At 37.0% G+C, this 13,040-nt stretch carries 10 protein-coding genes; 7 read left to right on the top strand and 3 right to left on the bottom strand.

All coding sequences use genetic code 11. From position 1 onward, the window contains the following. Window positions 1–180 precede the first annotated feature (180 nt). From C1H69_RS23755 to C1H69_RS22835, 7 genes are all read left to right on the top strand, one after another. Complete coding sequence (locus tag C1H69_RS23755) at window positions 181–1,137, top strand: hypothetical protein (protein WP_165789570.1); 957 nt, start codon at window positions 181–183, stop codon at window positions 1,135–1,137. Continuing rightward, window positions 1,134–1,577 (top strand): hypothetical protein, encoded by a 444-nt coding sequence (locus C1H69_RS22860; protein ID WP_102655686.1) that lies wholly within the window; start codon window positions 1,134–1,136, stop codon window positions 1,575–1,577. Before C1H69_RS23755 ends, C1H69_RS22860 begins: the two co-directional genes overlap by 4 nt. A gap of 48 nt (window positions 1,578–1,625) precedes the next feature. Continuing rightward, entirely contained in the window at window positions 1,626–2,579 is a 954-nt protein-coding gene (locus C1H69_RS22855; protein ID WP_102655685.1) for a hypothetical protein, read from the top strand. A gap of 779 nt (window positions 2,580–3,358) precedes the next feature. After that, a complete protein-coding gene (locus C1H69_RS22850) occupies window positions 3,359–4,204 on the top strand; it encodes a helicase RepA family protein (protein ID WP_102655684.1) in 846 nt (281 codons plus the stop codon). Continuing rightward, window positions 4,201–5,109 carry a replication protein C, IncQ-type gene (locus C1H69_RS22845; RefSeq protein WP_102655683.1) on the top strand — a complete coding sequence of 303 codons (909 nt, stop codon included), beginning with the start codon at window positions 4,201–4,203 and terminating at the stop codon, window positions 5,107–5,109. Before C1H69_RS22850 ends, C1H69_RS22845 begins: the two co-directional genes overlap by 4 nt. Window positions 5,110–6,055: 946 nt before the next feature. Continuing rightward, entirely contained in the window at window positions 6,056–7,921 is a 1,866-nt protein-coding gene (locus C1H69_RS23360) for a hypothetical protein (RefSeq protein WP_133155010.1), read from the top strand. A 119-nt stretch (window positions 7,922–8,040) separates the two neighbouring features. Then, window positions 8,041–8,514, top strand: coding sequence for a hypothetical protein (locus C1H69_RS22835; protein WP_102655681.1), 474 nt, complete (start codon window positions 8,041–8,043; stop codon window positions 8,512–8,514). Between the two features lie 70 nt (window positions 8,515–8,584). Here C1H69_RS22835 and C1H69_RS22830 read toward each other — a convergent pair whose 3' ends face one another. The 3 genes from C1H69_RS22830 to C1H69_RS22820 form a co-directional block, all read right to left on the bottom strand. Continuing rightward, window positions 8,585–9,091: a histone-like nucleoid-structuring protein, MvaT/MvaU family gene (locus tag C1H69_RS22830; protein ID WP_338066191.1), complete on the bottom strand. Its 507-nt coding sequence runs from the start codon at window positions 9,089–9,091 to the stop codon at window positions 8,585–8,587. A 346-nt stretch (window positions 9,092–9,437) separates the two neighbouring features. Beyond that, window positions 9,438–9,980 carry a histone-like nucleoid-structuring protein, MvaT/MvaU family gene (locus C1H69_RS23975; protein WP_205738597.1) on the bottom strand — a complete coding sequence of 181 codons (543 nt, stop codon included), beginning with the start codon at window positions 9,978–9,980 and terminating at the stop codon, window positions 9,438–9,440. Window positions 9,981–10,211: 231 nt separating this feature from the next. After that, window positions 10,212–12,650 carry a DotA/TraY family protein gene (locus C1H69_RS22820; RefSeq protein WP_102655680.1) on the bottom strand — a complete coding sequence of 813 codons (2,439 nt, stop codon included), beginning with the start codon at window positions 12,648–12,650 and terminating at the stop codon, window positions 10,212–10,214. Between the last annotated feature and the right edge of the window lie 390 nt (window positions 12,651–13,040).

The following is a 13,040-nucleotide window of genomic DNA, read 5'->3' as shown; positions in this document are numbered from 1 at the left end:
CATTACAAGGAGAAATTGTTTTATTGTTTAAACATTATAAGCTGCATTTAAAAATAAATAAAGTCTTCATTTGTTTTGATTGTTGTTGTTAACATAGTTCGTGCAAATAACTATATCTATTAGTTGATGACAAAAACGATAAATTGTGATATAATGATAATAAAAGACAAGGAGAATGGTATGTCATTTAAAAAATTGAATTCAAGGAAAAATCCGCAACATCGAGTTAAACTCTCTTCGCTTCAAGCAGAAGATTTAAGGGAGCTAGGTCTAACAAAAAAGGATCTAAATAATTTATGTTGGAGAGAGTTAAATAGAAGGCTTCGTGTTGAAGAGTATGATTACAAGAGAAACAAGAATATTTATAACTCATTGCGAGTTGTGGCTTGGGATATAGCTTTACTTATTAAGGGGCATTTTAAAGAGGTTGTCTTCAAAGGTGCTGAATACAACAAGCCTAGAGGTAAGGTAGAGCTTGCATTCAAAAGCATTGATGATCTACCGAGCTTCATGAGGAAAGAGATGGGTATTCAAGCTGGGCAAGAACAAGAATTGCCTTTTATTGATTTACTATTAGCAATTGAAACCTTCACGAAGATTAGAAGCGAGAAAAGGCTTAACCTACCTAACCATCTATCCATTTTTTACAGTGATAGATATCAGAAGCATGTGTTACCAATTAACATGATACAAGATCCACAAGAGAGAACAGATGCTATCCACTCGATAACCCATTTTGAGAGCAACATCGAGGGCATCGAGGGCATCGAGGGCATCGAGGGCATCGAGGGCATCGAGGGCATCGAGGGCATCGAGGGCGAGACTACAAAACAGCCCCTGGAGCCTAGGGAGGTTCAAGAGGGTATGGATGCCATACCTTACGAAAAAGAAGGCTCTGAGAAGCTTACAGAAGCCGTTCAGGAAGCACCTAGGCAAGAGCAAGGCAAGGAAGTAGCTGATGACCTACCAGAGTTCGACCTGCCGACAATAGAAGATATGGTTAACAAGAAGCCTGATACTAATGAAGAGCCAGACAGTATGGATATTCCTGTATTTATAAATAGAGATGAAATGGTAAATAAGCTACATCAAATGTCATCAAAATTACGTGGAACAACACAAGGAGAAAATGAATGAAAGGGAAGTTTAATGAGTTCGAGAATAAACAAATAGAAGCTGGCCTTGCTAAAAGATTTTTCCAAAGAAGGAAAAGAATGATTGTTGCCAATCTTGTAGGCAAGCCCGAATACAGAGAAACACAGGTTCTATCTAACATGACTTCTATTATACTGTCGTTAATCGAGCTTGAAGATAAATATGAAAGATACAAGATTAACCAGCTTGATAGCATTATGGACGTGTTAAGTAATAATGATCCAGAGTTTTATCAGGTATCAGGAGAGATTTTTAAGTTGACAGCAAAATCAAATGATTTACAGAAAGATATTTTCAGTAAAAAGAAATATGGTTGTATACCTGATGATCTAATCGGGAGGAAGGACGTTATTAACTTTAAACTCAATGCATTAAAAGAAGTTCAAAAAAGAGTATATAATAAATCAAATGAAGGGAATTAAATTAAATAGTTGCTGTCAATTAAATATCAACAATAAAAGGAGAATACTATGAGAGTAAATTTTACACCTAGAGGACTTGATGAAGATATCAACACTCCACACCAAAAAATAGCTGAAAGGTTAACTTTAACTGAATACAGTGAGTTTAAATCAATCAGTAAGGTGTATGACTTCGCTGAAAAGCACTATGAGAAAGCTCAGGAGCTTGAGCCAGGATTATCAGGCAAGAAGCCTGCTTCACAGACAAGGAAACCCCGCAGGAAGGCTATACCAGAGCTAGAGAGTGGCATATCAGGCTTTGACCCTGATGCACAGGAAGATATGGAGGAAGATAGCCCCCATAAGGTTTATAGGAAGTTCGATAAAAAGGGTGTCGAGCTACCGCTAGTTTTGCAACTAACCGAAGAAGAGTATATGAAGGAGCATGAGAGGGCTGTAGATAAGCTGATGCAGAGTGCTTCTATATCTAACGGCGATCCGAACCTAAAACCCTATGATACTATCATGAGAACTCTTCTTTCTATGATGGATCATAGAGGATACATAAACGACTATCTTACAATAGACCAAAATAGAAAAACTCTAGAGTTCGATAAATCTGAGCTAAAGAGAGATGCATTATACGTTAAGAAGGAAAAAGAGCATAAAAAGCAGATAGAACAAGATTACAAGGTGATATCTGGTGAGATGGATAGCATGGAGCTTGATAAGCCAAGCCAAGAGATCCTAAGAGATATCAATGCTATGACTGATTTTGCTGTCAACAATAATGGCAACAACGTAAGTGAAATGAATAAGGAGCAGAAGAGGTTCTTCACCGATATTCTAAAGCCTATGGAGCAGAAAATATCAAAGCATGAAAATAAAGGCATGGATTTAAGGAAGCCTGATGGTAGCCTAGACCCTAACAAGCTTGGACAGCTTTACGTTGAAACTAAGAAGCAAGCGATAGATAAGCACCAAAAAAAGGCAAAAAGAAAAGAAAACACCCTATCAATGTAGGGTGAGGGCTGATAAACGACAGGGAGGTTGTTATGAAAGAAACAGAAAGTAAAGTGGATAGTGAGTTATTGAATGAGGTGCTGGAAGGGTATGAAGGTGTGCTATTAAGACTTCAGAGCTTGATTCAAACAATCAAAGATAGATAAATATACCGCCTAGCTGGCGGTATTCTTTTTGTAAAATATATACGTTATTTCATAAAGACTGTATAAAGCTATTAGTGTCATACCGTAAAAGATAAAGTTATTAAAGTGTCCTGTCTTATAATACCAATACAGTGCAACAACTAAACCTATTAAAAAAAAGGAAGTGCCGATAATAATTTCACGATGCACTTTCTTTTTAAATTGACCACCTTCTATTGTCTTCAACTTTATTTAACTCCTTTATTAAAGTATGCCATAATCCTTTATAGCTTGGTGGTATTGTATCACATAGGGGTATAGCTAAATAATAAAGTAATCAGATTTTTAAAATAATGTAAAAGTTAACACTGTTCAAGCAAATTTATTGCTACCAACAATCTGTTTGTTATCAATATTATAGCATTTTAACTAGTAATATACGTTTTAATAATATCATGATAAAGCCTTTCAACTTGATTGCAATGTTTAGAAAAGTGCTTATATATGACACTATTTGAGTAAATAATTTATTTTTTTATAATTATATGCAAGACTTTCCATCTAATATGTGATATAATCATATTTAATCAATACAACTTATTCAAAATAATAAAAATCAACAAGGAAGTTGATAATAACAAACAGGAGATAACAATGAGAAAAGATGTAATAGAAAAAACAGGTTCATTACCTTACCTTGATATAAAAAATGTATTAGCTTCGGAGCCGGAGAAATTAGACTTTGTATTACCAGGGTTACTTGCTGGCACCGTTGGAGCCATCGTTTCTCCAGGTGGTGTAGGCAAATCCGCTTATGTGCTTGCTAAAATGAAAGAGATATCTCAACAGGGTAGAGCAGTATACTTATCCCTTGAAGACAATCTAGAAATGCTTAAGCATCGAATGCATGCATTACATTATAGTTCAACGGATGAAGAAAAAGCTTTAATAGAAGACCCTTCTAGGTTTTTCATAGCTCCATTAGAAGATCGTGCAGTTAAGATTGAAAATGATGACTGGTTTTCTATGATTAAAGAAATTGCTACCAATAGCAGAGCTATTTTCATAGACACTTTAAGAAAGTTTCACAATAGTAATGAAAACGACTCAAGCGAGATGACTCTTATTACAGACAGACTTTCTCAAATAGCTGTTGCTAGCAATTGTTGCCCGATATACATCCATCATACTAGCAAGAGTGGTCAAGGAGGCTCACAGCAAGCTTCTAGAGGCTCTTCGGTGCTAGTGGACAATATCAAGTGGCAACAGTATTTGGAGGCTATGACAGAAGCAGAAGCAAAGGTGTTTGGTATCAAAAATATGAAACACTATTTTAAAGTAGGAACAAGTAAAATCAATGCAGGAATACAGCCAGATCCTACTTGGTATAAAAGGGTTTCAGACCCAAGGCCAAATTTTGACGGTTACTATGCACAAGAAGTAAGTTTCAACAAGGAAGTTGAGGCCAATAATAACAAGGATGGAGAATATAGAATATGAATAAAATACAAAACCACAAGGAGATTACTTTTGCTATGCAGGACAGAGCATCAAGTTTAATGTCTATTTTTAAATATATACCTAAGATTAAGGCTAAAGAAGATAGGCCCAAGTATAGTGTTAAATCTGAATTCAATAATAGAAAAATTGAGATAACTTGTTTTGATATGCTTGATACAACGGATCAGGCAGTGTTGTTGGCAATAATAGCTTTGGCACCGATTAAGGATGAAGATAATAGAAGACCTATTATTGATATTATGACACCTGAAGATGAGAGAAGCGAGTTGGCATCAATTTTAATTAACGGCTTTAATTCTTCTTTTAATCCTTTTGGTGAGTTAATAAAAGAATATTCAAAATGTGCAGTCATAAATTGCTCTATAAACCGAATTGTAAATATACTTGGTATGTCGGAAGGTATAAAGAGCAGAGAAATAATAGCTAATTCTATTAAAAGGCTGGCTTTAACTAGTTATACAATTACTGCGAACTGCAATGATGGAGTTGATCTATCCGATGAATTTACACAACCTTTCATTTTTTACCATAAAGTAGGAAAACAATACACTATTTCTTTAAATGGAATTTTTACAAGTGCCTTTAATAAGCAGTATTCAAGAATACAGTTAGATGAAAGAAGAGAGATAGGCAGTAAAAACAGTTTAGCACAGCTTATACACTCTCATTTTTGTGCTACTGTTCCAAATGGAGAAAAAGGGCATAAGTTTTTCTGCACTACACTTATTGAGAGATTTATGCATAAAGACTATCTCGCCAAAGATGAAAAGAGAGTTAGAAGAACAGTTAAAGAAGCTATCGAAAAAATTGATAAATTGGATGGATGGAAAGTTGTAACGAAAGGAGAGGGGAAGAACCTTATCTTCCATGTCACTAGAACATAATTTATCGAGCCCTGTTGCCAGCAGGGCTTTTTTATACCCTTTATTCCAAGCCCGTTCTGAGAGCACCCCCGCCCGTTCTGAGAGCACCCCCGCCCGTTCTGAGAGCACCCTTATTTTAAAAATATCGTTATATTTAAAGCTCTTTTACTTCAAATATGAAAATCCTTAAAATGTCCCTTAAGAATCTATTAAGATTCTTTTAAGATAGCAATCAGGTTTTAAATGCCTTGCTTTCTTAAACAGCGAAGCAATATTATCTATTTAGCTCACTTTCAACTCATGATTTTGATGATATAAAATCCGCTAAAGTGGGAACCTTTAGCTTAGTCCTAGTAGATATACTTCGACACTCAGCAATAAATCTATTTTAATTATAAAGAATGTAATAACTAGAATAATTTAAACCCAAGCCCCTATAATCCCTTATTCAATGACCCGAGCGGAGCGAGCTAAAGCTATTAACCACTACTCTTTAATTAAATAATTATTTCAAATATTTGAGATTGTTTGGTTTGCTTCGCAAACATAGCTATTGAGAGATGAGAATTTGGCTTGGCTTTTGATTTGTTATAGTTTTTAGTTTTTATTAGAGCAAGGCTGGTTTGCTTCGCAAACGAGTTATTGAGTATTGAATTATTGTAGTGTTGAAGGGTAGGGTTAGTTTTCCACCACGATTGCTTCAAAAAGCCATCCTGGGGAGTTTTTATAGCTTGTGGCTAGGTAGGGAGGCTCAGAGTCTTATTCGCCCTGAGAGGCTGAATAGGAAGCTTTGATGGTAGGTTTTAGCTTGGTGTGTCAGGTTTTCAGTTCTCTAGCTTCATCGGAGTTTATTTAGATAGGTTTTTTGGAGATGTAGTATTTTGAAAAACTAACCTAATATAGCAAATAATATTTATTTGTGATATAATGACATGGTTGAATTTAACAATAATAATAGGAGATAAATATGAGGAAAATTCTTTTAAGTGCTATAGGGGTAGCTACCTTATCAGCACTATTCACAACACAAGTCTTAGCTCAACAGTATTACTTTAGATATCCAGTTTATGGTGTATCAGCATCAACAGATCCTTCTAATGGTGATACAACCAATCCTGATAATCCAGGCGATAGCTCAACTGACCTTTCTCTATATAACATTGAATTTACAACCGAAGAAATTTCTTTTACGGCTGAAGCTGATGGGGACGTAGATACTACTAGACAGTTTAGTATCACACTGACTAGTGATATAGATGAGATAAGCTTACCAAATAATGACTTTGAAAGCTCTTGGTTTGATAGAATGTGGAAAGACTTCATTGATATTGATTACTCTACTATCTACACAGAAGGAGAGTTAACTATTCTAATGGAGGCATTTGATACAGAAGGGAATCCAATATACACAACTCAAGCAGTTGATATGTCTGATGTAAGCTTTGACTCTTTTATTAAAAGTAGAGATGATTATTATGGATTATTGGTAAGAGGAAATAGGTATTCTAATGAGCTTTACTTTGAGCCTATTGGTGAAAATATTGATACTAACCAGCCTATAAATATTGAAATACAAACATCTAGGGATGGTGTAATAAATAACAGCGGTTCATTCGATGTGAATGGAAGCTTTTACTTTAATGAAAATGATCAGTTAGAAAATATTAGTGTTAGCAGTTCTTCTGGTTATAATTTACATTCTGTTGGTGGAACTAATGATAAAGGTTTAGGTGTTCTTTTAGATCACTTAGCATTAACTAAAGATGCTGAATACATTGTAATAAATTTTGAAGCTGTAGATACTCAAGGTGATATAGTTACTTCTCAAGGTTCTTTACTGAATAGCACTGCACTAAGTAATATCTTATGGTATCACTACTATCCTTATCCAGGTGATTCTTGTGATACAGGCTATACATCAAGAAATACAATGATTAATGGGCAGATAGAAAGTATGTGTTTTGTTGATGCTATTGATAGCAATACAATGGCTGACCAATATATAGATAAGTTCAACTGTCCCACTACTGAATACTATGAATATATCTATGTAGAGCCAGAAAATAGCGGTGTCACTTACAGCTATCCTTCAGGATCTAAATTCTATGATGCTTGTGTTCTTGATACTTATTATGAAGAACCACTGGAAAACGGCTATGTTGTAATCAACAATCAGTCATTCAACGACAACAGAGAATTGAGTTTCGATTATAGCTCAAGAGGCGATATCGCAATTGATGAAAATCAGCCAGTCGAGATATCACTTACAACGAGTGCTGGTAATGACAGCTTCAGCGAATACTTAGATGGTTCATCTAGCTCAGTTGTTGATTACGATGTTAGCTCTATCTACGTAAACGGAGAAAGCTTAGAAATACAGATATCTTCTACGGACATAAACGGAAACACTGAATCAAGAACTGTATTCGTTTTAATGCCTGAAATTCAAGAGGCAGGTGAGATAGCAATGATAGAAGAGTTTAGAAGGGTGGCACCAACAAACAGGTTTATGTTGACTCTTGATTCTCAAGATGTAGACACAAGTAACCCTGTTATGGTCACTGCTTACTTTAGTGACTATGAAGGTGCTATGGATGTTGGATTCAGTCAAAGTCAGGTCTACTTCAGTGGTGATTTATTCTTCGACACCATGGGTGATATTGAAAGCTACACTCATGATAATGTAACTATTTACAGCAACACTATTGAATTCAATGCTGGCAATATAGACTTGATTAGTGACTTTTCTAACTCTGATAGCTTCGACTTAATAATTGAAGCCACCGATAAAGACGGCAATATCATTCAATTGACCGATTCCGTTTCTATCTAATCTTGGAAGTAAATTCACCTAGCCCCGCTTTGTGCGGGGCTTTTTATCCCTATCAACCAAAAAGCCCGAATTTATGATATAATAGGTCATATGACTACAATTAAAAAAAGGAGAACACAATGTTATTGAAGATAAAGCTCTCAATTGCCCTTGCACTAGCATTAGGGGTTTCTAGCACGGCACAAGCTCAATCTATGGCAGGCGACTTAACTGATAACGAGTTGAGGCAAAATGCAATGCAAGTTAAGCAAAACAAAAATAGATACAACGTCAATAGAATGATGGAAGGGATAGAAGCAATGAGCCAAAGAGCAGGAGTTAGTAAGTGCTTAGATTGGGCTAAATATGCCCCTGACGACCATCCACAGCACAACCCATACATCTACAAGGCTCTAAGCGATATCAGCAGGTATGGCAGGTTATATATGGTTTCAAGAGGGCAGTTGCACCCAAACGATAAACACATGGAAGAGAAGGGATTGGAGGCAATTGATTTCTGCAACAGTATGATACCTCAACTCCCTTCACAGTATCGTGTTAATGCTAACCCCAACATCGCAGGAGGAAGGACACAGGGAAGCTTTGGATGGTAAATTGATGCATACCTACCAGATACTATAAAGCCCGCCTAAAAGCGGGCTTTTCATTGCCTCAAGAAGGGGGTTAGGCTTCAGCCTTATCCTTGCCTTTACCTTCAGTCTTTTCTTCCTTCTTCTGGCCTTTAGACTTAGGCTCAGATTTTTCTTCAGACTTGTTTTCTTCCTTGCCGTCAATAGGAGGGGTTACATCGGGAGTTTCTTGGTTGTCGGCATCATCGTTAATGAGCCATCCTTCAACCACTTCATCACCGTGTTCATCCTTCCAAATTTTCAACTGCTTTTGGTTTCCGCCTCTTGTTTCTACTACTTCACCAGTAATAGGGTTCTTGTAGATTTTCAGCTTGCGAGGCTTACGAGTGGATTTTTTCTTTGACTCAGGCTCAGCATTCGGGAAGAGCAACTCTTTCACTTCACTTGCAGACTTGCCATACTCTTTCATGAGCATTTCAAGCTGTTCTTTAAACTCAAGCTCTTTCTTCAGGTTATCATTGTTTTCAAGCTCAAGAAGTTCTTGCTGAAGTTGCTTGAGCATTTGTTCTTTCTGAGCATACGTATTGATAAGTGAAGACATTCTGCTTTCCTTCTTGATTTAGTAAATTAAGTGCCAACGATTAAAATATTAGCATCGTGGAACTAGCCATGCAACTTCTTTAAGAACTTTTTTACAACTTTTTTCTTCCGCTTTATATGTAGCCTTACATAATAGGTTTATCTATCGTTTACTGCGGGGCTAAAGTTCCAAATATTAACACCAGCTATTGATAACAATAAGCATCCTAATAAAAGTCCAAGCTTTCCATTAAGCGGAATCGTTTTTTGTAAAATATATACGTTTATCAGTTTAGTGATAGGGGAGAGGGGTAGGGCAGGACATAAGAAAGCCCGCACAATGGCGGGCTTTTGCTACCTTGTTGCTCTCAACGGTTGGCTTTAGCAGAAGGAGCAAACTGAAACTTCGGCTTATGACCTTTAGGCTTTGGCTTCATGCCTACTGGCAGTTCTCGCTTTGTCTCCCGTTTAGCAGGCTTTTTGGAGGCTTCCTTCTTGACTTCAGCCTTGGGTTCTTCAGGGGCAGGAGCCACTTCAGGAGCAACTTCTTTGGTGTCGTCTACCACCCAGCCTTCTACCGTATCGCCACCGTGTTCTTTTTTCCAGAGCTTCAGGACACGATGATTCATACCCTTGGTTTCTACCACTTCGCCAGTGTGTGGATTGTGATAAACCTTGAGCTTGCGAGGCTTGCGAGTTTTCTTTGTCTTGCCATCTTCGCTATAAGCTTCGGGAGCCACCACTTTGAGGACAAAGGCTTGATCCACACCATATTCAGCCATCAGGGCTTCAAGCTTGTCTTTGAATTCAAGATCCTTTTGAATCTCGCTATTCTCTTTCATAGAGAGAAGTTCGCCTTCGAGTTGCTTAAGCAGTTGTTCTTTCTTGATGTAAGAAATAAGCATAGACATAGTAGTTTCCTTCTTTCTTTTTTGGTGTTTGTGTTTGCTTCCAATGTTTAAATAATAGCATTGGTAGTTATGCTATGCAGCCCCTTAAATTTAAAAAATATAACTTTTTTAGTTAGTATTTAGTCGAGCACTGGTAATTAACTGGTTGTAAACGATGCTCATAGAAAAGCCCGCTATAAAAGCGGGCTTTTTTATACCTTAATAGGTGGCAACCATTGGTTGCCGACCTTTTTATTTACCTTTACTGAGCTTAGCTCCAATTTTACCACCAGCTTTCTGTCCGAATATTCCAACAGACTTGCCTATTGTATCAGCAGGGTTGTCTATGTGGCTTCTTCCTGATTGCTCGAACTTATCCATGGTATTGCCATCAAAATTATTGCCAAAGGTTCTAGTTAGACCACCTAGGAACCACTCTAATGCATCATCAGGGAAAGTCATAATAATCTTAAATATGTTGTGCATAAAAACAGTTATTATTGTAAACCAAGTGGTTATTAGCATACCAATAGCTAGTAGATTGCTTCCAAACGTGCTATCGGCAGCCATCCAGAATATCTGATTCAAGAAAACAAAGCCGACTGAAAGCATTACCATTGATAACAATAAACCGATAACCAAGAATACAGGCTTTAATATCAATGCTGCCAATAGTGCTATTTTCCTTTCCATTCTAGCACCAGCTATACCTTCACCTTCTGGTGTTGCCATCAATGTGACCGCCAGAGGTGAGGTAAATATAGCCTCAGAATACATTAGTAACCAGCTTAAGAATGCCATTGCCCATATTAACGTTGGTAGCAATGGTATTCCATAAGCCATACCTAGACCAGGAACAAATACAAGTGTTAATAGCTTATCAACGTGTGCCATAAAGCCTAGTGCCACAGTTCCTAATCCTGCTGCCACACCAGAAGCAATTGGTAATGCACCACCTGCATTTTTAATTCCTACAGCTATTCCTTCTAGTATGACCTTAGCTGTATCCCATATGGTTTTAATGTAAACAATGTTAATACCTAAGTTCATTGTTGTAGCAATCGGGTCAGGTAACAAGAAAGCTCCGCCTTGATAACCATTACTATCAACTCCATCGGCTATTTCAGTAAAGCCTAGGTTATCCCTTACATTGCCACCAAAACCTAATATTCTAAGACTTGTTATTGCGGCAGAAGTGGCTACCCCATCTTGAGAACCATCAGTGTTTATCATAAAACTGCTAGATACAGATCTCGCAACTACATTTTCTAACTCTTCAGGATTACAATTTCTAGTTCCTGTGCATATTGAATACACTGAATCTTGAAAATTATCACTTCCTTGTAGGCTTCTATCAGATATGGTTCTATCAAACCCAGAAGAAAGTATCTCTGTAACTGCAAATATATCATTGAATAAACAATCCTCTTCTTGATCTTGAGTTTGTCTACTCCAAGATCTTTCTGTAGTTCGTCTTTGGTTAAGCATTCTACAACCATCAACATTGTTATTAGATGAAGTTGCTTCAGATGCCACCTTGCTTAAATCGTTAATTCCTCTCATGGATGATGAAATAACAGAATAATAACCACCTAAATAAGCCCACCCAAGATCATTATATGCATCGACATTGATTCGAGCTAAAATATTTCCACCAGAATCATGCTCGAAGGTCACTAATTCTTTATCAGACTCCATGTGTCCAGCTACAATTTCAGCAATATCTACTCTATAGGTATCAACGAGTTCTAATTGTTTACTAACAACATTATAAAATCGTTCTCTTGTAGAATTGGAGTTATCATACGTTGAGTCATAACCTTCCAATGCTGATGCATATGCTTTATATCCAGCACCATAATCATATGGTGAAGAGCTATTATCACTATTGCTGGCAACAAGAGGTATTACAACTTCGTGAAAAACTCTATTCTGGTATTCAAGGTTTTTTGCCATCAACTCTCTTCGTAGTTCTTCGTTATTACTTTTAACCCTAATAGAGCCACAAGCACGATTTCTTCCGATATCTACTCTATCGTATCCAGCTAATGCTTGATTTAGAGGTAATGTATCGTATCCACCAAAGAAACTATCTGACGGCACAATGCCAGTAAGTTCAATGGTATTACCGTTTCCAGTCGGGTCTGCTCTTTCTAGAGCAAATGCACATACACCATTTTGAGTCATATCCTTCATAGCTTTAAAACCTGCTATTTGGGGATTTACTTGATTGATTCGCCTTGAAAGATTGTGGACGACAAACGTGGCTACTCTATCTGCTGCATTACTGCCCACCATGCCTAACCAAGCAACACTTACTTGTATTGAGGATATTGTTGATGCTTGACCTACCCCCACAGGGAATATTAAAAAACAGGCAAGGAATGTTCTTAATGGTAGCCATACAGTTGACCAACCATTACCCATTATCTTACCTTCCGATGCTGTTTTGATGACTGCTGCAATCATTACATAAGCCATTATAACAACGATTAAAAGATAAGCGAGGAAATTAACATAACCCGCTACTTCTACCATCATTGTGATATTACCAGAACCACCGCTTTCAAAGATTAGCTCTAACCAATCCCCCCATATAACTTTCGCCATATCCCAAGCAGCACCGGTTGGTGTGCCAAAGATATCGCCAGATATCCCACCCCCTAATCCAGGGCTATTATTTTCATCCATAAATAATTTCTCCTTTTTAATTATTATTGTTAACCTGTATCATTATATCACAATATGTAAACATTTGCCATGTTTAAGAGACACCTACATATATATATTGTTCAATATAAACATTTTGTTCTTATGACTTACTAGATGTTGAATAAGTTATTTACAAAGAGAGTGTTAAAGTAATAAGCCATATAATAAAATTTATTCATAGAATGCTTTATTGTAAAAATTGAAGCCACTTTTCGACGAAGATAGCTATTTATTGCCTACAGCCCCCTGTAAGCCGTTTTATGGCTTACCCTATGTCTTACCCCTACCTACCACCAGAAAGCCCCGCAGAAGCCAGCACAGAGCCACACCATTCCTTCTCAATCCCTTATTCAATAGCGAGTGAGCGAC

Origin of the sequence: Billgrantia endophytica (assembly GCF_002879615.1) — a bacterium.
GTDB classification, from domain to species: Bacteria; Pseudomonadota; Gammaproteobacteria; order Pseudomonadales; family Halomonadaceae; genus Halomonas; species Halomonas endophytica.
This window is presented reverse-complemented; position numbering and strand designations above follow the sequence as displayed.